Source organism: Vagococcus sp. CY53-2 (genome assembly GCF_022604695.1).
GTDB lineage: Bacteria > Bacillota > Bacilli > Lactobacillales > Vagococcaceae > Vagococcus.
Window position 1 is genome coordinate 613994 of the sequence record NZ_JALAHP010000001.1, and the last position, 20471, is coordinate 634464.

Annotated in this window: 21 protein-coding genes; 8 read left to right on the forward strand and 13 right to left on the reverse strand. The window is 32.5% G+C overall.

Going from position 1 to position 20471, the window contains the following annotated elements; translation table 11 throughout:
- Window positions 1–2: 2 nt before the first annotated feature.
- The 7 genes from rseP to rpsB all read right to left on the reverse strand — a co-directional run bounded on the left by rseP (window position 3) and on the right by rpsB (window position 6257).
- Window positions 3–1283: an RIP metalloprotease RseP gene (gene rseP / locus MN581_RS02950; RefSeq protein ID WP_117973036.1), complete on the reverse strand. Its 1281-nt coding sequence runs from the start codon at window positions 1281–1283 to the stop codon at window positions 3–5.
- Between the two features lie 34 nt (window positions 1284–1317).
- Window positions 1318–2106: a phosphatidate cytidylyltransferase gene (locus tag MN581_RS02955; protein WP_117973037.1), complete on the reverse strand. Its 789-nt coding sequence runs from the start codon at window positions 2104–2106 to the stop codon at window positions 1318–1320.
- Window positions 2103–2906, reverse strand: coding sequence for an isoprenyl transferase (locus MN581_RS02960; RefSeq protein WP_117973038.1), 804 nt, complete (start codon window positions 2904–2906; stop codon window positions 2103–2105). Before MN581_RS02960 ends, MN581_RS02955 begins: the two co-directional genes overlap by 4 nt.
- Window positions 2907–3064: 158 nt before the next feature.
- Complete coding sequence (gene frr / locus MN581_RS02965) at window positions 3065–3622, reverse strand: ribosome recycling factor (RefSeq protein WP_117973039.1); 558 nt, start codon at window positions 3620–3622, stop codon at window positions 3065–3067.
- A gap of 3 nt (window positions 3623–3625) precedes the next feature.
- Window positions 3626–4348, reverse strand: coding sequence for a UMP kinase (gene pyrH, locus MN581_RS02970; RefSeq protein ID WP_117973040.1), 723 nt, complete (start codon window positions 4346–4348; stop codon window positions 3626–3628).
- A gap of 118 nt (window positions 4349–4466) precedes the next feature.
- A complete protein-coding gene (tsf, locus tag MN581_RS02975; RefSeq protein WP_241699164.1) occupies window positions 4467–5348 on the reverse strand; it encodes a translation elongation factor Ts in 882 nt (293 codons plus the stop codon).
- Window positions 5349–5471: 123 nt separating this feature from the next.
- A complete protein-coding gene (gene rpsB, locus MN581_RS02980; protein ID WP_117973042.1) occupies window positions 5472–6257 on the reverse strand; it encodes a 30S ribosomal protein S2 in 786 nt (261 codons plus the stop codon).
- 275 nt (window positions 6258–6532) lie between these two features.
- On the opposite strand from rpsB, the gene MN581_RS02985 reads away from it, so the two are divergent.
- Together MN581_RS02985 and MN581_RS02990 are read left to right on the forward strand one after the other, a co-directional pair.
- Window positions 6533–7153 (forward strand): histidine phosphatase family protein, encoded by a 621-nt coding sequence (locus MN581_RS02985; protein ID WP_117973043.1) that lies wholly within the window; start codon window positions 6533–6535, stop codon window positions 7151–7153.
- Window positions 7154–7227: 74 nt separating this feature from the next.
- Window positions 7228–7797, forward strand: coding sequence for a DUF308 domain-containing protein (locus tag MN581_RS02990; protein WP_117973044.1), 570 nt, complete (start codon window positions 7228–7230; stop codon window positions 7795–7797).
- Between the two features lie 4 nt (window positions 7798–7801).
- Here MN581_RS02990 and MN581_RS02995 read toward each other — a convergent pair whose 3' ends face one another.
- Window positions 7802–9145, reverse strand: a complete 1344-nt coding sequence (locus MN581_RS02995) for a hypothetical protein (protein WP_241699165.1) — start codon at window positions 9143–9145, stop codon at window positions 7802–7804.
- Window positions 9146–9266: 121 nt separating this feature from the next.
- Between MN581_RS02995 and MN581_RS03000 the strand changes: the two genes are divergently transcribed.
- From MN581_RS03000 to rpsT, 6 genes are all read left to right on the forward strand, one after another.
- Window positions 9267–9896, forward strand: a complete 630-nt coding sequence (locus tag MN581_RS03000) for an MBL fold metallo-hydrolase (protein ID WP_241699166.1) — start codon at window positions 9267–9269, stop codon at window positions 9894–9896.
- A 124-nt stretch (window positions 9897–10020) separates the two neighbouring features.
- A complete protein-coding gene (locus MN581_RS03005; RefSeq protein ID WP_117973047.1) occupies window positions 10021–10854 on the forward strand; it encodes an undecaprenyl-diphosphate phosphatase in 834 nt (277 codons plus the stop codon).
- Between the two features lie 146 nt (window positions 10855–11000).
- Complete coding sequence (locus tag MN581_RS03010; protein WP_241699167.1) at window positions 11001–12914, forward strand: heavy metal translocating P-type ATPase; 1914 nt, start codon at window positions 11001–11003, stop codon at window positions 12912–12914.
- A 90-nt stretch (window positions 12915–13004) separates the two neighbouring features.
- Complete coding sequence (locus MN581_RS03015; RefSeq protein WP_117973049.1) at window positions 13005–13547, forward strand: DUF1836 domain-containing protein; 543 nt, start codon at window positions 13005–13007, stop codon at window positions 13545–13547.
- Window positions 13540–14394, forward strand: a complete 855-nt coding sequence (locus MN581_RS03020; protein ID WP_117973050.1) for a DegV family protein — start codon at window positions 13540–13542, stop codon at window positions 14392–14394. Before MN581_RS03015 ends, MN581_RS03020 begins: the two co-directional genes overlap by 8 nt.
- A gap of 107 nt (window positions 14395–14501) precedes the next feature.
- A complete protein-coding gene (gene rpsT, locus MN581_RS03025; RefSeq protein ID WP_117973051.1) occupies window positions 14502–14756 on the forward strand; it encodes a 30S ribosomal protein S20 in 255 nt (84 codons plus the stop codon).
- 51 nt (window positions 14757–14807) lie between these two features.
- Here the strand turns inward: rpsT and holA are convergent, their stop codons facing one another.
- From holA to MN581_RS03050, 5 genes are all read right to left on the reverse strand, one after another.
- Window positions 14808–15827, reverse strand: coding sequence for a DNA polymerase III subunit delta (gene holA / locus MN581_RS03030; RefSeq protein WP_117973052.1), 1020 nt, complete (start codon window positions 15825–15827; stop codon window positions 14808–14810).
- Window positions 15828–15876: 49 nt separating this feature from the next.
- Window positions 15877–18123: a DNA internalization-related competence protein ComEC/Rec2 gene (locus MN581_RS03035; protein ID WP_241699168.1), complete on the reverse strand. Its 2247-nt coding sequence runs from the start codon at window positions 18121–18123 to the stop codon at window positions 15877–15879.
- Between the two features lie 49 nt (window positions 18124–18172).
- Window positions 18173–18649, reverse strand: a complete 477-nt coding sequence (locus MN581_RS03040; RefSeq protein WP_117973054.1) for a ComE operon protein 2 — start codon at window positions 18647–18649, stop codon at window positions 18173–18175.
- A gap of 106 nt (window positions 18650–18755) precedes the next feature.
- Window positions 18756–19385: a helix-hairpin-helix domain-containing protein gene (locus MN581_RS03045; RefSeq protein WP_241699169.1), complete on the reverse strand. Its 630-nt coding sequence runs from the start codon at window positions 19383–19385 to the stop codon at window positions 18756–18758.
- Window positions 19386–19433: 48 nt separating this feature from the next.
- A complete protein-coding gene (locus tag MN581_RS03050; RefSeq protein WP_241699170.1) occupies window positions 19434–20459 on the reverse strand; it encodes a SepM family pheromone-processing serine protease in 1026 nt (341 codons plus the stop codon).
- Window positions 20460–20471: the final 12 nt, after the last annotated feature.

Genomic DNA, 20471 nt, shown 5'->3' on the forward strand with positions numbered 1-20471 from the left:
TATTATTGAATAAAAAATCGTTGAATATCATTCCAAGTAACAGCAACCATTAATACAACTAGAATCACCACTCCAGCCATAGTAATCATCACTTCTTTTTCTTGACTTAATGGTTTACCGCGAACACCTTCATATAAATTCAGCATTAACTTTCCACCATCAAGACCTGGTAATGGAATTAGGTTCATAATTCCTAAATTGACTGATAACATCGCGGTAAAGGATAAGATAGCGATGATGCCACTTTTTGACACAGATTCAGATAGTTTAAAAATCATGACAGGACCACCTAATTTATTAATACTAAATCCAGTAATCAAATCACCCAATGCTTTAAAAATAGTTAATGAATTAGCAATCATTTGTGTCACTCCATATTGGATCTTACCAAAAAATGATAATGGCATGAACTTATTGCTCATCTGAATCCCAATCATTCCAACACTAGGATTTTGTTCACTTTTTTCTGGTACGACTTCAACCGTTCTTTTTTCATTTTTATCATTTTCTAAAACTAAAGACACTTTTTTTCCAGCATTAGAAGAAATTTCTGCTGAAATATCCGTAAATTTTGGTGTGTCATTACTATTTACTTGAATAATTTTATCACCCGGTTTAATGCCTGCTTTATCCGCTACACTATTTTGGATAACTCCACCAATCGCATTTGATGGATCTTCAACATATTTTCCACCTTGCATAAAAGCTACAAGGATAAACAGAACTGCAGCTAAGATGAAATTATTCATGGGTCCTGCAAAATTTGTCATCATTCGACGACCTAAAGAAGCTGATTGAAATTGAACATCACGTGGTGCAATTTGTGTTTCAATACCATCTTCTTCAATAATCGTTGCGTCATGAGATACTGGAAAAATCTTTTCTTCAGATTCATCCCCATTTTCATATCCTTTAATAAATAATTTATCTTCTAAATCATATGCAATCAATTCAATTGGTATACTATTAGGTAATTGTACTTTTTTTGTTGGGTTGATTTTCGTTACAATACCATTTTCATCTATAACAAGTGACAAGTGCATTCCAGGAGATAGTTCTCCCTCCTCTTCACCTTCACCCGCCATTCGAACATACCCACCAATTGGTAGTAAACGGATAGTATACGTTGTTCCGTTATGACGATGATAAAATAATTTTGGTCCCATGCCAATTGAAAACTCACGAACCAATATGCCGCCACGTTTAGCAAAAATAAAATGACCAAACTCGTGAACTAGAACAATCAAACCAAACACAAAAATAAATGTTAAAAATGTTTTCATCAGAACATCCCTTCTACTTATTGTATCAATCTATTTAAAACAATCCGACTAAATGCATCAATGGAAAGACAAATAATAAGCTATCAAACCGATCTAATATGCCACCATGTCCTGGTAAAATATTTCCAGAGTCTTTCACACCATAGTAACGTTTATAAGCTGATTCAACCAAATCACCCAATTGTCCGACAACTGAAAAAATGATAGCTAGTAATAACATCACAAACACATTATAAGTTAATGGCCATATTAAAGTAAAAACAAGTGACACAACCACTGCACATAACATACCACCAAGAGAGCCTTCAACGGTTTTATTTGGGGAAATATCTGGTGCTAATTTTCTTTTACCATATTTTCTACCAATCATGTAAGCCCCAATATCTGTAGACCAAACAATAAATAATGCATACATCAAGACATGTAATCCCATTTCTCTAGCAGAAATAAAGTTTTGAAAACCAGTCCCCACATATAGACTCACTAATACTGGAAAACCAATAGTATCAAAAGTTAACGCATTTTTAAGAAAAACAGGTAGAACTAATAATGCCATCACGACTAAATAAAACAAGGTGTTACCATTCACTGTTTTAGGTAAAAAATCATACCACGTTGAGTGTGGTAAAATCAACACAACGGAACCAACTATTGCTAAAATCCCCTCTGGTGTTTTAATGTCTAACCCTTTCATCCTAAATAACTCATAAACCGCAATCCCACCTAACATAGCCATCACGACTTGCAGTGGCATTTGTCCAATAACTATTAGTGGAATAAATAAAATTAATGCAACAACTGCTGTAATCACTCTTTGTCTCATTTACTTGCCTCTCCTTCTATTTTCAATCCCCCAAAACGACGTTGACGTTTTTGGTAAGACCCAATGGCCTCTTCTAAGTGGACCAAACTAAAATCTGGCCAATAGGTCTCTGTAAAATATAATTCACTATAAGCAATTTGCCATAATAAAAAATTACTGATTCTCTCTTCCCCACTTGTTCGAATCAATAAATCTGGGTCTTGTAACTCGTTTCCCAAACTTGCTGTCATTAAATAATTAGAAAACATATCCTCATCAACTTCTTCTGTGAAGTTTCCTTGTTTTACTTCATTTAACAAGTCGTTTACTGCTGTTAAGATTTCTGCCCGACTACCATAGTTTAACGCAAAGTTTAATATCATGCCTGTGTTATTTTTTGTTTCCTTAATAGCATTTTCTACTGCTTTTTGCGTGTGTTTTGGTAAATGTTCTGTAAAACCCATCACATTGACCTTGACATTTTCTTTAATCAACTCTGGTACAAAGACATCAAAGAAATCAACTGGTAATTTCATTAAAAAATCGACTTCATTTGATGGACGCTTCCAATTTTCCGTCGAGAAAGCGTATAATGTTAATACTTTAACTCCTAATTTGCTTGCATAAGTCGTTATTTTTTTAACATTATTCATCCCTTCCTTATGTCCAGCAATACGTGGAAGACGTCTTTTTTGCGCCCACCGTCCATTACCGTCCATTATAATTGCTATATGCTTGGGAATATCTCCATCTTTGGAAAAGTTTATCGTTTTTTCTTCTCCTAATTTTTTCTTCGTTTGCTTTGTAAATATATTAAACATAAAAAAGCCCCCTCAAAAGACTTGAGCATAAACATGCACTCACCTTATTGTAGCAAATGGGACTAGAAAAACCTATAAAAAAAAGGATAATCCTACTTTTTTTAAAAGAAATTATAAAAAAACAAGCCACGAATCTCTTCGCGGCTTTATTTTATTCGTTAAACATCTAAAATTTCTTTTTCTTTTTCACTAACAATGGCTTCAATATTTTTTGCACTAGCATCAGTCAATGATTGAACATCTTTTTCAAATCCACGTAACTCATCTTCAGAAATTTCTTTGTTTTTTTCTAACTTTTTCAATTCATCAATCGCATCACGACGGATATTACGAATAGCAATCTTAGCATTTTCACCTTGTTTGCCCACTTCTTTCGCAATATCTTTACGACGTTCTTCTGTTAATTGAGGGATAACCAAACGAATAACTGTTCCATCATTAGTTGGTGAAATACCAATATCACTTGCTAGAATAGCTTTTTCAATGTTTTCCATTGCAGATTTATCGAAAGGCGTAATCATTAATACACGCGCTTCTGGAATGGTAATAGAAGACAACTGATTTAGTGGTGTTGGTACTCCGTAGTAGTCTACTGTAATACGTTCTAACAAACTAGCGTTAGCACGACCTGCTCTAATTTGCCCTAGTTCACGACGTAAACTTTCCTCAGATTTTTTCATCTTTTCTTTTGCATCATTTAAAATCGTTTGACTCATAATTTATTTCCCCCTTACAGTTGTTCCGATTTGTTCACCTAAACAAACTCGTTTAATATTTCCTGGTTCATTCATATTGAAAACTACTAAAGGTATATCATTATCCATACTTAAACTACTTGCTGTTGAATCCATTACTGATAAGCCTTTTGAAATAACTTCCATATGAGTTAATTCTTCAAATTTTGTGGCATTCATATCTAACTTAGGATCTGCAGAGTATACTCCATCCACGTTGTTTTTAGCCATTAAAATAACATCTGCACCAATTTCAACTGCTCTAAGTGCTGCTGTAGTATCTGTAGTGAAATATGGATTACCGGTTCCACCAGCAAAAATAACAACACGACGTTTTTCTAAATGACGAATAGCACGACGTCTGATATACGGCTCAGCAATTTGTCTCATTTCAATTGATGTTTGGACGCGGGTTGGTACACCCAAGTTTTCAAGTGTATCTTGTAGTGCTAGTCCATTCATTACAGTAGCAAGCATTCCCATGTAATCTGCTTGAGAACGTTCCATTCCCATTTCAGCACCAATATTACCGCGCCAAATATTTCCACCACCAACAACTATAGCCACTTCTATTCCAAGATCGTGAATTTCTTTAATTTCTTTCACTAAGCCATTGACAACACTTGGATTAATGCCAAATCCTTTTTCTCCAGCTAATGCTTCGCCACTAACTTTTAATAATACTCTACGATATGTAGGTTCTACCATTTTTATGCCTCCGCTTTTATCCTTTAGTCTTACTATACAAACCACTTTATACAGTAATTTTTTCAAAAAAAAGGAGCGCATATATCATAACAACAATAAATGCGTTCCCGATGATTAACTATTTACCCATTTGACTTGCAACTTCATCAGCAAAGTTTTCTTCACGTTTTTCCATACCTTCTCCAACTTCAAAACGTACGAATTCTTTCACTGTTCCACCTTTAGATGCAACAAATTTTTCAACAGTCATATCTGGATCTTTAACAAATGGTTGGTCTACTAAACAAATTTCAGCTAAGAATTTATTCATACGACCAATAACCATTTTTTCAACGATTTTTTCTGGTTTACCTTCATTTAAAGCTTGCTCTGTTAATACTTTTTTCTCATGATCTAGTTCATCTTGAGATACTTGGTCTTGAGATACGTAACGAGGATTAATAGCTGCAACATGCATTGCAACATCTTTCGCTACGACTTCATCTGTTGTTCCATCAATAACTGTTAATACGGCAATACGTCCACCCATGTGTAAGTATCCACCAAATGCAGCGTTATCGTCTTTTTCTAAGATTTCAAAACGACGGAAGCTAATTTTTTCTCCAATAACTTGAGTTGCTTCAATCACGTCAGACTCAATTGTACCTGTTTCTGTTTTAATTTTTAAAGCTTCTTCCATGTTAGCTGGTTTGTTTTCAGCAACTAATTTAGCAATATTTTTTACTAAGTCTTGGAATTTTTCGTTTTTAGCAACGAAATCTGTTTCAGAGTTAACTTCAACGATAGCAGCTGTATTTCCATTAACGTATACATTTGCTAAACCTTCAGCAGCGATACGATCATTTTTCTTACCAGCTTTTGCCATTCCTTTTTCTCTTAATAAATCGATTGCTTCTTCCATTTTACCTTCAACTTCAACTAACGCACGTTTAGCGTCCATCATACCGACACCAGTACGTTCGCGTAATTCTTTTACCATAGAAGCACTAATTTTACCCATTTATTGTTTCCTCCCAAGTGTTTGTGTATTATTTTAATGAAAAAGCCATCTAAGACAATTGACAAAACCATTGGCTACTTTGTTCACCTTTGCCAGCAGCCCTAGACAGCTTTAATTTATTTATTATTCAGCGTTACTTCCTTCAACAACTTCAACGATTTCTTCGATTGATGGAGCTTCCTCAGAAACAACTTCTTCTGTAAAGACTTCTTCTACAATTTCATCTTCGCCTTGGCGACCTTCGATGAATGCATCAGCCATTTTTCCAGAAATTAATTTAACCGCACGAATTGCATCATCGTTTGATGGGATGACAACATCGATCTCATCTGGATCACAGTTAGTATCAACCATAGCAACGATTGGAATATTTAATTTATGAGCTTCTTGAACGGCAATACGTTCTTTACGTGGGTCAACGATAAACATAACATCAGGAATTCTTGGCATATCAGCGATACCACCTAAGAATTTTTCTAATCTTTCACGTTCTTTCATTAAACCAGCAACTTCTTTTTTAGGTAAGACTTCAAAAACACCGTCTTCTTCCATAGTTGTGATTTGTTTCAAACGTGCAATACGTTTTTGGATTGTATCCCAGTTAGTCAATGTTCCACCTAACCAACGATGGTTAACGTAGAATTGACCTGAACGAATTGCTTCGTCTTTAATCGCTTCTTGAGCTTGTTTTTTAGTTCCTACAAATAAAGCAATTCCGCCTTCTTCAGCGATGTTTCTCATATAGTTATAAGCATCATCTACTAAGCGAACTGTTTTTTGTAAATCAATGATATAAATACCATTTCTTTCTGTGAAGATATATTTCTTCATTTTTGGGTTCCAGCGACGAGTTTGGTGACCAAAATGTACACCAGCTTCAAGTAACTGTTTCATGCTAATTACTGCCATTTTTTGTTTCCTCCAATGTGGTTTTTATTTTCCCTCTTAACAGCCTCACTTTTCTTGTGGACTTAAAGTATTTAAGCACCTCACAAAAAATCAGCTGAAAATGTGGATTTGATCCTACCTTACAGTAGCACCTTCGTTAGTATATAACAGCCATATAAGAAAATCAAACATTTTTCACTAATTTTTTATATCAGAGACCTTTTATTTTTCTTTTTTACTATACTCTACTTTTCTTGTATACTTAAATTACTATTATATAGGAGGCAATTTACTACATGACAACTTTTTACTGCATGAGACATGGGAAAACTGAATTTAATCAAGCAGGTATTTTTCAAGGGGGGCTGGTTGATTCACCACTGCTTGATGAAGGGATTGAAACAGCCAAAAAAGCTGGAAACTATTTGCAAGATGTGTCTTTTGATCGTGTGATTATCTCTCCTCAAAAACGTGCACAAGATACCGCGAGAGCCTTTTTATCTACTCACTCCTCTAATCCAATAAAAGAAACGGTTGAAGATATACGGGAAATGAAATTTGGTACTTGGGATGGTACCCTTGAAAAAAGCTATGAAGGTCAGACTCAATTTGAGCATTTAAAATATCGCCCTCATCTTTATGATCCAAGTGAATTTGGTGGAGAAGATTTTGAGACACTATTAAATCGAACAAAATCTGTTTTTAAAGAATATGCTACTAAATATCCCAATGACACTATTTTAGTTGTTTCTCATGGATTAACACTTCAAACATTACTTAAGCATTTTCAAGGGTTACCCATTAGTGACATTAGAAACGGTGAACTTTTAGGAAATACAAGTATTTCTATTATTGAAGCAAAAAATGCTGAAGAATTTTCCGTGACACGCTATAATGATTTAACTCATACTCTTTAATCTTTTTATCTACTCAGCTCCTTTATTTCATGTTAAAATGAAAAAGTTCGATTAAATTAAGGAGTGTTATAAAAATGAAGCAATTTAGCAACACACTTTTAAAGTATGCAAAGAAAATAGAGTGGCATTCATTTTTAATGGGTGGATTGATGATGATTTTTGGATTTATTATGGTTTTCCATCTTGATTCACAAATCAAACAGTTTAGTATTATCATGGGACTTGTCGCTATTTTAAAAGGTTTTTTAAACTTCAATTATTATTCGACAAACATTCGATTGGAGCCAAAAGAAACATGGCATATTATTTATCTCATCTCAGGAATTGTCAGTGTCATTGTTGGTCTTTCTATTATCTTTAATTTTTCAGCAACAAATAATGCACTTTGTGTCATTTGTGGTCTTTGGTTTATTTGGGATTATATCCCACAAATTATTTTGAGTGAATTGGAATTTATCAATGAATCACAACTTCTTATCACTTTCAGGATCATACAAGGGATCTCCGTCTTATGCGGTGTTATATTAATATTCCAATCGTTTATTCCATTCATTAATCCTTTAATGTTTGCCATCGTCTATTATTTTCTCTCTGGGGGAATTCTTCTTTGGGAAAATTATCAAATTATAAAAAAAAGAAGCTAATCTTTTATTTTGAAAAGACAGCTTCTTTTTTTTGTCTATTTTTCAATATTATCAAAATAATGGCAAAACAGCCTAATAAGGCATATTTACTCATATCTAATACTGATATAGCATTTGTATCAATTTGTTTAAAAGTATAGCTTCGAAGAATATTATCTAACGATACATTATGTGCATACTTTGTTACGATAAATAACGTTGACATCATAAGTAATTGATGTAAAATGCTCCCAATATTTCCTAAGCGATATTTGGCAATTAACCGAAAATCTCTTGGCAAAACTGGATAATGATAAACCGCTTGATTTAATTGCTGATTATAAATAGAGGTAATCACACTTAAAGTAAACACTCCTACATAAAATAATTCGTGCGTTATCAATAATAAAAAGCCGAACATCAAGCCATAAAAAATAATTTTCTCTTTATTCTGTATTTTTTTTGCCATCATTGGAGAGATAATAATGGAAGTTAAATACAAACTATATATTATCATTAATGAAGATTTTCCATGATTAATCATTTGATACAATGTGCAAAACACTAAAATAAAATTAGTCAACATACCTTTATATAACATCATAGCACTCTCTAGCGGTCTAAATTGACGTTGACGCGTAATTTTTTTATAGTAAATAAAGTAAATAACCAACAGTATAGCCATTATAATCATCAGTGTTAATAAAAAATGACTCACACCTAATTTTTTATCCCCTTTTATGATAAACACACTAAAAAATCCAACAAAAAATAAAACAAGTGTTTCAATAGTTGAATAATTTGGATAAGGAATCGTTTCATCTATTGTATAGGTTGGATAAGTTGATAAAACACTAGCTAACAACAATAAATTTAATCCTAAAAATAAAAAGGTTCCTACTATTGATGCATCAATCAACTTAAACAATATAGTTGAAAAAATAATGGCAAAACCTAATGAATATAATTGGTTGCTTTCTTTATTATTAAAATCATTCAGTGTTCTCTCATGAAACATAACTGTCATATAGCTTGGAAACATTAAACCTGAACAAATACCCAATAACCCTCCAGCAATCCAACCAAACGCAATCGATTGATTCAGCAATAACCCAAACCCACAACCTAAAATACCTAGTCCAATTGCTACAAATAATAAGCGTCGCATAGGCAATGTTTTTAAACGAATTAAAAACAAAATAGTTGATTTAAAGCAATAAAAGAATAGTAAGGGTAATAAATAACGAAATTCATGATTATTTTGTAAAAAAATATGGACCAAAATAAATATTGGAAATAAGTTCATTCCGTTAACCAATACAAAAGGAATAAACTGTAATGATTCAAACTTCTTTTTCACGGTCTCCACCACAGCACCTCTCTTTCCCTACTTAGTTTACAATATTTTTTTCTTCTTAACAAAATTCTTTATACTTTAGAAATATCCTTTTTTTCGTTATAATACATTTATACTCAAAGGAGGAATTCAAGTGCTAACAATTAAACAAATTCCAACAGGTGCAATCCAAGAAAATTGCTACTTAATTTATAATAATCAATCATTACTGATAGTCGATCCAGGTGACGATGCAAAAAAAATCGAATCTGCCATAGATGAACTCAATGTAAAACCTGAAGCTATTCTTATTACACATGCTCACTATGATCACATTGGTGCGGTAGATGAAATCAGAGATAGATACAATATTCCTGTATATATTAGTCCAATTGAACAATCATGGCTGACTGATCCACAATTAAACTTATCAGGTCTAGCTCGTCATGATGATATGGCTGATGTAACTGCTAGAGAAGCTGAATTTGAATTTAAAAACTATGATACATACACTATTGGTGACATGACATTTAAAGTCGTTCCAACACCTGGACACTCACCAGGTAGTGTTAGCTTTATTTTTGATGATTTTGTTGTTTGTGGTGATGCTCTATTTAGAGGTAGTGTCGGACGAACTGACTTACCTTTTGGCGATTCACAAACCTTGCTTTCTGGTATAAAAGCTGAATTATTTACTCTGCCAGATGAATTCAAAGCCTATTCAGGTCATGGCCCCGTAACAAGTATTGGTCGTGAAAAACGCGAAAATCCATTTTTTAATTAAAGAGCTTTTAACTCCTTAGATAATTAAATTTTTCTAAGGGGTTTTTTTTCGAAAAAAGATTTGGTTTTAAAAAAAGATAATGTATACTTAATTGTGATAAAAAGGAAAAAGGAGACTATTAAGAATGGATTTTTATAATATATTAAAAGTGATCTTTTTAGGGATTGTTGAGGGGATTACAGAATGGCTGCCAATCAGTAGCACTGGTCATTTGATTTTAGTAGACCAATTTTTAAAGCTTGATGCTTCAAATGACTTTAAAGAAATGTTTAATGTCGTCATTCAACTAGGAGCAATTCTCGCCGTAGTGGTTCTTTATTTCAATAAATTAAACCCATTTGCTAGAAATAAATCTGATATTGAAAAAAAAGATACTTGGTCTTTATGGTTCAAAGTAGTGGTTGCATGTATTCCAGCAGGTGTCTTAGGAATTTTGTTTGATGATTTTTTAGAGGAACATTTTCATAAGTTTGTCCCTGTTGCGATGATGTTAATTCTTTATGGTGTACTATTTATTATTGTTGAAAATAGAAATAAAACCATTAAACCAACCACAACAACGCTTAATCAACTAACTTATAAAACTGCCTTCATTATTGGTTTATTCCAAGTGCTGTCATTAATACCTGGAACATCTCGTTCAGGTGCTACTATTATTGGGGCAATAATTATTGGCTGTTCACGTTATGTAGCAGCAGAATTTACTTTCTTTTTAGGAATTCCTGTCATGTTTGGAGCTAGTGGGGTTAAGATTTTGAAGTTCTTATTAAAAGGAAATTCGTTTGGTTCTCCTGAAATCATCTTATTATCAATTGGCACAATTGTTTCATTTGTCGTTTCAATATTAGCGATCAAGTTCTTGATGGGTTACATCAAAAAACATGATTTCAAAGTTTTTGGTTGGTATCGAATTATTTTGGGAACCATCATTCTCATTTACTGGTTAACAACATTATAATCAATAAAAACCGTTTAAGAAGCGATTCATCGCTTCTTTTTTTTATAATCATTCTCATTGATAACGACTATCAATCCCATCTAGATTATAACTATTCTAATCTAGATTTTTTTGTGTTACACTTAGTTCATAAGGAGGTAATACAAATGACTTATATTAAAGAAAACAAACAAATGCTTGCCACAATCGTCTGTGGTACCCTTATGTTATTAGGTTTTATTGTAGACAAAAATCACATGAATTTTGCTCCTATTATTTATATTACCGGAATGATTATCGGTGGATTTTCACAGACAAAAGAAGGAATCGAGGACACAATTGAGAATAAACATTTAAGTGTCGATTTATTAATGGCTCTAGCTGCTATTGGTGCCTGCACAATTCAATTTTATTTTGAAGGAATTATGTTAACATTTATTTTTTCATTAAGTGGTTCATTAGAAGAATACACAACAAGTAAAAGTAAAAAAGAAATTGAAAACCTAATGGCTATTCAGCCGGAAAATGCCTTTTTATTATTAGCTGATAATACAACAAAAGAAGTTCCTGTTGCAGAGCTAAAAATTGGTGATACATTGCTTGTTCCTAAAGGATCAAGTGTCCCAATTGATGGAGAATTATTAAGTGATCACTCTTCCGTTGATGAAGCCGCCATTACAGGCGAATCTATTCCAGTCGAAAAATTACATCATGATGCTTTATTTGCTGGGACAATTAATGTAGGAAATGCTATCTCGATGATAGTAACCAAAGAAGCTAAAGATACCTTGTTTAGTAAAATCATTCAATTAGTTGATGAGGCACAAAACACGCCTTCAAAAACAGCGAGTTTCTTAGATCGATTTGAAAATACCTATGTTAAAGTTGTATTGGTTATTGTCCCACTAATGATTTTCCTTCCTTATTTCGTTTTAGGTTGGACTTGGAATGAGAGTTTCTATCGTGGGATGGTTCTATTAGTTGTCGCCTCTCCTTGCGCTCTTGTTGCCTCAGCTACGCCTGCTACTCTAGCTGCTATTTCTAACGGGGCAAAAAATGGCGTTCTTTTTAAAGGTGGCGTCTTTTTAGAATCACTCTCTGATTTAAAAGCTATTACCTTTGATAAAACAGGAACTCTTACAAAAGGAATTCCTGTTGTAACAGATGAAATATTTATTGAAACCCAATGCGATAAAGCCATTTCAGCTTTAGTGACCATTGAAAAAAATTCTACTCATCCTTTAGCCAATGCTATTGTGAGATTCTATCAAGGTTCGAAAGTATCTATTAACGATACACTTATTGTAGAAGAAATTGCAGGATCAGGTATGCAAGCAACTGAAGAAGACACTTTATGGAAAGTTGGAAACAGTGATTTTGTGACAAATAAACACCTTGATAATAAAACGCTGGAAAAAACATTGCAATTACAGCAAGAAGGAAAGACAGTCATTTATCTATCTAAAAATAATCAAGTAGTGGCGTTCTTTGGATTACTTGACGTACCAAAACCTGAAGCGATTGAATGTGTTAACTATTTTAAAAAAGTTGGCATTACAACTACTATGTTAACAGGTGATCATCACCAAACAGCCAATGCTGTCGCTCAAATAGTTGGCGTGGATCATGTAATAGCTGACTGTCTACCCGAAGATAAAACGATTTTTATTAAAGAACAAAAAGATAAAGTTGGAACCAACGCTATGATTGGTGATGGAATAAATGATGCTCCAGCATTGGCAAATGCAACGATTGGTGTTGCTATGGGGCAAGGAACTGACATTGCTATTGATGTTGCTGATATTGTATTAATGCAAAATGATTTAAATAAATTGGCGATGAGTCACGAAATGTCTCTAAAACTAAAAAAAATTGTGACTGAAAATATCATCTTTTCTATTTCTATGATTGTTTTATTGATTATCTCAAATTTCTTACAAGTCATTAACCTTCCATTAGGTGTTATTGGACATGAAGGGAGTACCATTTTAGTCATATTAAATGGTTTGAGACTGTTAAAACCAATCAAAAAAGAAAAAAAACCTTTCTATACTCAACCCAAAACAAAGACAGCTAACTAAAATCTTGGACAAATTGTCCAAGATTTTTTCATTGTCATTTAGAAAACTTTATGATATAGTTTTAAAAACTAGATAAAGGAGTTTTTAATATTGATTAATTCTATTACGGATGATTTAACAGATTTTTCTCTACCTGTATGGGATGAATTACCAGATATTGATGTTTATATGGACCAATTAGTTACTATTATTGATCGATATTTACAACCTTTATCTGAAAATGGCATACCTTTTAAGCCATTAACCCCCTCAATGGTAAATAATTACGTTAAATTAAAGTTAATCCCTAAACCAATCAAAAAAAGATATAGTCGAAAACATATTGCAAGGATTATTGTAATTACTATTTTAAAACAAGTATTTGATATTCCTTCTATTCAACAAAGCATTGATTTACAAACTGAAAATACTAATTCAAAAGATGCTTACAATTTATTTTGTCAGTATCTTCATGAATCACTTCATGCTTTTTCAACACAGGGAGAAACAATTGTATTTAATAATCCCGAAACAGATATCGCCCCTATACGTTGGGCATGTATTACAATTGTGAGTAAATTATTTACAGAATGCGCCCTCACATCTACGCTAAATATGATAAACAATAAGGAGATGGTATCACAACATGACTGAAAAAATGGCATTATTTGTTGATTCCGGAATGGACTTACCACCAGAAATCGCAGCACTAGATGGTGTATTTATTGTTCCTTTAAGTATTAATTATTCAAATGGGAGCTTCTTGGATAAAATCGATATCACAGCCGCTGAAATTTATGACCGATTAGATCAAGAAATCCCCACAACGTCTCTTCCCTCACTTGAAATTATTGAAAATACTATTCAGCAAATAAAAAATGAAGGATACACACACATCTTAGCTGTATCTATTTCTAGTGGCTTAAGTGGGACTCACAATGCATTAAGATTATTATTAAATGGTCATGAAGATATCACCTCTCACATTATTGATACGAAAAGTATTGGTATTGGTGGTGGGATACAAGCTGCTTACTTAAAAGAATTAATTGACAAACACTATTCATTTGATTCTCTTGTTGAAATTGGAGAATTGTTACCTAAAAAAGGTCGGATCTTTTTTAGTATTCCGACTCTTGAATATTTAAAAAAAGGTGGAAGAATTGGTTTAGTTACTTCTATTTTAGGGACAGCTTTAAACCTTAACCCAGTGATTTCATGTAATGATGAAGGGATTTACTATACGGTGACAAAAGCTCGTGGTAGAAAAAAAAGTTTACAAAAAATGATTGACCAATTAGTCGCTTTTGGTGAAAATAGTACAGACTACCGCATAGGCATTGCATATGGAACCTGTCAAGAGGAAGCTGAACTTGTCAAAAAAACAATTGAGGAAAAATTACCACATGCTACAGTTATTTATTTTAATGACGTCAGTCCTGTATTAGGGGTTCACACTGGTCCAGACGTCATTGGTGTCACTATTTTAGATTTAAATTAAGAAACATTGCAATTAATTTATTGCAAACTGATTATGGTTTCTGTATAATGAGAATGTTGATTACATATGATTTATCAATGTAAACTCTATGTCGGAGGTGAAAATAAATGCCAAATATCGAATCTGCTATCAAACGTGCTCGCACTAGCAAGATTGCAAACGAGTCTAACTCTGCAAAATTAAGCAAAATGCGTACTGCTATGAAGAAATTTGAAAAAGCTGTAGAAGAAAATGCTGATAATCAACAAGAATTATTAGTTGCTGCTACACGCGAAATTGATATGGTTAGTGCAAAAGGATTAATCCATCAAAACAAAGCAAACCGTGAAAAATCACGTTTAGCTAAAAAAATCGCAAAATAAAAAAACTTGATTGACTGAATCTTTTGATTTCTAGTCATCAAGTTTTTTCTTTTATTTAAATTGTTTCATTAAAAAGAGTTCAAACAACAAATTAGCATCCATATAACCTGATTTCATCTTATAATCATTTTCGACTAAATAATCAAAAATAGCACCTAGTGTTTTTAAATCAAATTTTTTTGCTTCTTGTAGTGATAGTTTTATTCTATAGGGATGGATTTTCAACACATCAATCATATTACTTTGTTGATAATGCCTTTCTGCCATTATTTTCACTTGTAACAACAAACGAAACTGACTAATTAAAATAGCGTTAATTTTAATAGGGTCTTCTCCTTGTAGTAATAATTCATTATATAAAGCCAATGATTGCTCTTTTTGATTAGCTAAAATATACTTCAGTAAGTCAAAAATACTATGTTCTAGTGACCTTGGGATGAGTTGTTTAACCATCTCTTTGGTTATTTTTTTTGATTCAGTTGCTACCAAAAACAATTTATCTAATTCATTCATCATTTGGCTAAGATTAGCATTCGTCAAATAAATAAATTCTTCAAACGCCTCTTTGCTTATCTCGTAGCCTTCATTTTTTATCGTATCTGAAACATATTGTTGTGCCAAACGATTCGTCATATCCGAAACATCAATCAGTGTTGCTTCTTTTTTTAATTTTTTTACTATTTTCTTACGTTCGTCTAACTTATCATAAGGTGCTAAAAACACTAATATCGTTGATGGGGAAGGCTCATCAAGATAGTCTAATAATGTATTTAAATTATGTTCAACATCTGTCTTTTTCTTTTCACCTGTCAAAAAGTATGGTTCTTGAATGAAGATAATCTTTCTTTCTCCAAAAAAAGGAATCGTTTGTGCTTCTATCATAACGTTATCTAACAAGTCTTGCTTCATATCAAAAGTCATCAAGTTAAAAGATTGCTCTTCTTCTTCCATGCCAGATGCGATTAATTGTTGTTTAAATTGATTAGTAAGATACCGCTCTTTTCCCAATAGGACATAAACAGAATCAAATTTTTTTTCTTTAATTTTTGCGATTTCTTTTTGAAAACTCACTTATTACGACACATCCTTCTTGTCTTCTCTTCACTATTCTAACAGATTTTTATTTTATTGACTTCATTTTCAACATCTCTTTTTTAAAAGGTAACCATTTTTGATAAATCATCCCATCTTCATCTGTCCTAAAAATAGTAATATGATGATTGGTTAAGGTATCCAGTGTTTCTGGTGAAGGATGTTTAAATCGATTATTTTCTCCGACAAGTATTATAGCTTGGTTGGGATCTACTTTTTCTATGAAGTCATGATAACTAGATGTTTTACTACCATGATGCCCAACTTTAATACAGTCTGCCTTTAGGTCATCTTGTTTGTATTGATCCATTAAACGCAATTCTCCTTCTTTTTCTAAGTCACCCATTAATAAAAATGCTTTTTGATGAATCGTAACCTTTAATACAAGCGAATCATTATTTTGACCATCGCCTACACCTAAAGGAGATAATACATCAAATTGTAAATTAGATAGCGTTAATTGATTTTTCTGAGTTACTGGATGAACAGATGATACATTCATTTTCTCTAATTTTCGTTGGAAATTCTCTTGTTCATATGCCCCTGGTGTGGTAATAATCTGTTTAATCGTTACCTCTTCACTTAATCGGTCCATATCACCAAAATGATCTTCATGAGCATGTGTAATAAAAAGAGCATCTAGTTTTGATATCCCCTTACTTTTTAAAAATGGCAGTAAAGTGTAATCAGCATTTCGCTTACTGTTTATTTTTTGCTTCCAAGCCTCTTGCTCAAAAGATAAACTTCCGCCTGTATCAATTAAATAATTCCCTTGATAAAATGGAAGCTGAATAAAAATCGCATCTCCTTGTCCTACATCAACAAAAGCAATTATACCAAAAGGATTGATGTATTTAATACTCAGTATCATAAACGGACTTAGCAGAATAAAGGATACCTGTTTTGCTGATATTTTTTTTACTTTCTCCCAGTAAATTAAACAACCAAATTGGCCAATAATGATAAGAATAAGTAATACTTTAGAAAATGTTCCAGTTGTGACTTGAAACATCGTCCACTTTTGACACCATATAGCAAATAAATGAATCATTCTCACAATACTTTCTATCGAAATGATAATAAAGTTGGGTAAGAATGCTAACATTATGAAACTAATGACTAATAGTGGTAGTAATACTTGGAATAAAATAGGTGTGAATAATAAACTAAATAAACCAGATAAAATATTGAACTCAAAAAAGTAATAGCAAATTAATGGAAGAGAAAAAAACGTTAACAATAATTGAAAAAATATTGTCTGTTGATATTTTTTATAGATGGATATAATTGGTTGGATAAATATAATTAAAAAACTTAAATAATAGCTAAGTACTCCCCCAATAGTCAGTAAAACGGTTGGAAATAAAAACGTATGGATAAATAATGTCACACTCCAACAATCCAGTGAACTCAAATACCACTGATAATGAGTTGAACTCTTTTTTATAATATGTTGCAAACTTGCTCGAATCACTCCAACACTATAACCTGAGAGACCAACGAATAGCAATAAAAATAAACATTCTATGATTGACGTGGCTTCTTTTGTAATGCCTGCTCTTAGTAATACTGATCGTATCATCATCACTAAAAAAGTAACATGTAGACCAGACAAAGCAAATAAGTGCGACAAACTTAATTTATTCCATACCTCTCTATTTTCTCCGTCATTGATTCCTAATAGTAAACTAGTCATGTAAAACGACGTATAAGGTAAAAAAGTTTGATTAATTGACTGATAAGAAGATGCTCGAAAACTTGATATCAACTCAATTGGATGAATAATAGATAGTGATTTTTCTTTAACTTCCACAATATCTTTTAGCTGATAAATTCCAACGACTTGTTGAGAAAATAAATAGTTGCTATAATCAAAACCATTTAAATTGCGTTTTGATTGTGCTGAAACTTTTTCTTGACTGCTCGTTATAACCAATGGGTGATTAACTGATAACAAAGCCTCTTTTTCTTCTTTAGAAGTCAGTTTATATCGTAAAAAATAGCGACGATGATTCTTCTTCGCTTTAGCTTTAACAAAATCACCGTCTACTTGTAATGTGTCAGGCAGTACTGTCCATGTTTCTTTATCTTCATTAATAAATACATCGTGTCTATAAGGGACTGTTAGAAAAAAATAACCATTTGATAAAATAAAGCAAACAATACTCAGCATGAATAGCCTAGAATTGTTTAAACGCCATACATGAACCGTACAAAATAATACTAAAAAAAGCCCTATCCACGATTGATTTAATAAACATAATAGCCATATCACAAATATCATCAAAGGATAAAAAAAATACCCCTTTACAGAGGTATTTTCTTTAATCATTGTCTTCACCAAAAGCAAGTGTGTCAAAATATTCTTGAGATAACGTGACTTTATCAATTGTTGCGCCCGCTTGTTTAATCAATTTCATTGCATAATCATCATTTCGATAATCTTTCAAATAGTGAATCATTTTAATCCCCGCTTGTAAAATCATTTTAGTGCATTGTAAACAGGGAAAGTGTGTCACATAAATTTCTGCCCCATCTGTTTCAACGCCAAATTTTGCGCATTGTAAAATAGCATTCATCTCTGCATGGATGGTTCGTACACAATGTCCATCAACAAGGTAACATCCTTCATCTATGCAATGAACATCTCCCGTTACAGATCCATTATATCCTCCAGCTATTATTCGTCTATCTCGGACAATTGTTGCTCCAACTGATAATCTTGTACATGTGCTACGTAAAGATAACAATAGACTTTGAGCCATAAAGTATTGATCCCAAGGAATTCTTTCTCTTCTCATCTTTAAACCTCTTTTTCTTTAACTTAAGTTTATTGTAATTGATTTTTAATGTTTTAACTAGTTATTTTATTTATTCAACTATAACATCTTCCACTTTTCTATTCTTCTACACTATGATGGATGATTTTAAACTTTCAAAAGTTTTTTCACCAATACCATCAACATTTGTTAAATCTTCTATTGTTTTAAATAACCCTTTTTCTTCACGGTATTTAATAATACTTTCTGCTTTTTTCTCACCAATACCATTTAATGTTTTTAACTCATCTATGGTTGCTGTATTAAGATTAATTAAATCTGACTTACTTGAGTCTTGCTTGTCTTTTCCATTACTTTGTAGCATTGGTATGTCATCTAGTACTTCGCCCTCTTTTGGGATGTAAATAACCATTTGATCACTTACACGCTCAGATAGATTCACCCGTTTATCATCAGCATTAGATAAAAATCCGCCTGCTAATTCCACGACATTCAATACTCTCATATTACCAGTTACTTGATAAATACCTGGATTGATAACCGCACCCTTAATATCTACATACATCTCATCAGTTGATATAACATTTTTTTCAATATTTTCTCTTAGTGTACTATTCGTTGTGATAGTGGTGGACTCCTCAACTATTATCTTATTTGCAGAAAACATTCTTATCAGCACAAAAGCACTCACTATAATCATACTTACAACGCCAAGTACAAGCCATTTTTTATCTTCTAATTTTTTAAAACAATTCATCTTACCTCTCCTTTCATTAATAGATACGAAAAAACACACGTCTTATTCCTAAGGCGTGTGTTTTTCTAAGTAATTTATCGCATCTTGAATCGTTTTAACAGGTACCACTTTTAGTGAAAGATGATTTTTATCCGCTGATTCCTTGGCTAATTCATAATTCGTTTTTCCTTCTGTTTCATTATTCGGGGCGAAAAATATCGTTGCTCCAGCTTTTTCAGCTGCCACTACCTTTTTCTCGATTCCGCCAATATCTCCTACTTTTCCTTTATCGTTAATCGTTCCTGTCCCTGCAATATTTCGTCCTTGTTTTAAATCTTTCTGACTTAACATGCTATAAAGTTCCAAACTAAACATTAATCCCGCTGAAGGACCACTTACACCTTGTGTATTAAATTGAATGTCTTTCTTAGTATCAATAGATGTTTGATCCACAACAGTCACACCAATTCCCGGTCGATTTAATTTTGGTAACTTAATAATTTTTCCATCAGCCACTTCTTCGTGCCCATTTCGCTCATAACCAATAGAAAGAGATTCATCAATTGGCATCTTTTGTAAAGTTTGAATAAAATCATCCGATTGTAGCATTGTCTTTCCATTTAATTTTTGAATTAAATCACCCACTTCTAATTTTTTATAAAAACTAGAATAGTCTGCAACAGATAATACATAAATCCCTTTATATACACGCCTATAAGGAATATCAGCTAATTCCAATGCAATCTGGATGGCTTCATTTTTTGAGTCTTCCATATTATATTCTTGAATACGTTCATACTCAGCTGAATTGGAGTCACCTAATATGTCTTGTTGGGGAATTAGCTCTGCATTACGATCCAATTTACTTAATAAAACCGTTAAAACATTGGCTTTTTGGACTTGAACTGTCGTCATCATAAACGAGCCTTCTTGCGTATCCTTTTTACCATCTACAGTAATAATTTGATTTAATTTATCAGCACTACCTGGTGATTCAATATAATAGGGTAATGGAAAAATTAAAACAAATAAAATCACTAAAACACCTAACACTTTTAGATAAAATGATTTCTTTTTAAAAAGCTCCTTGTTCATGACTATAACCTT

Coding starts and splice junctions, on each gene's coding strand:
- rseP (WP_117973036.1), bottom strand. CDS start 1,283: ATGAAAACATTTTTAACATTTATTTTTGTGTTTGGTTTGATTGTTCTA.
- MN581_RS02955 (WP_117973037.1), bottom strand. CDS start 2,106: ATGAGACAAAGAGTGATTACAGCAGTTGTTGCATTAATTTTATTTATT.
- MN581_RS02960 (WP_117973038.1), bottom strand. CDS start 2,906: ATGTTTAATATATTTACAAAGCAAACGAAGAAAAAATTAGGAGAAGAA.
- frr (WP_117973039.1), bottom strand. CDS start 3,622: ATGAGTCAAACGATTTTAAATGATGCAAAAGAAAAGATGAAAAAATCT.
- pyrH (WP_117973040.1), bottom strand. CDS start 4,348: ATGGTAGAACCTACATATCGTAGAGTATTATTAAAAGTTAGTGGCGAA.
- tsf (WP_241699164.1), bottom strand. CDS start 5,348: ATGGGTAAAATTAGTGCTTCTATGGTAAAAGAATTACGCGAACGTACT.
- rpsB (WP_117973042.1), bottom strand. CDS start 6,257: ATGGCAGTAATTAGCATGAAACAGTTACTTGAAGCTGGTGTACATTTT.
- MN581_RS02985 (WP_117973043.1), top strand. CDS start 6,533: ATGACAACTTTTTACTGCATGAGACATGGGAAAACTGAATTTAATCAA.
- MN581_RS02990 (WP_117973044.1), top strand. CDS start 7,228: ATGAAGCAATTTAGCAACACACTTTTAAAGTATGCAAAGAAAATAGAG.
- MN581_RS03005 (WP_117973047.1), top strand. CDS start 10,021: ATGGATTTTTATAATATATTAAAAGTGATCTTTTTAGGGATTGTTGAG.
- MN581_RS03010 (WP_241699167.1), top strand. CDS start 11,001: ATGACTTATATTAAAGAAAACAAACAAATGCTTGCCACAATCGTCTGT.
- MN581_RS03020 (WP_117973050.1), top strand. CDS start 13,540: ATGACTGAAAAAATGGCATTATTTGTTGATTCCGGAATGGACTTACCA.
- rpsT (WP_117973051.1), top strand. CDS start 14,502: ATGCCAAATATCGAATCTGCTATCAAACGTGCTCGCACTAGCAAGATT.
- MN581_RS03040 (WP_117973054.1), bottom strand. CDS start 18,649: ATGAGAAGAGAAAGAATTCCTTGGGATCAATACTTTATGGCTCAAAGT.
- MN581_RS03045 (WP_241699169.1), bottom strand. CDS start 19,385: ATGAATTGTTTTAAAAAATTAGAAGATAAAAAATGGCTTGTACTTGGC.
- MN581_RS03050 (WP_241699170.1), bottom strand. CDS start 20,459: ATGAACAAGGAGCTTTTTAAAAAGAAATCATTTTATCTAAAAGTGTTA.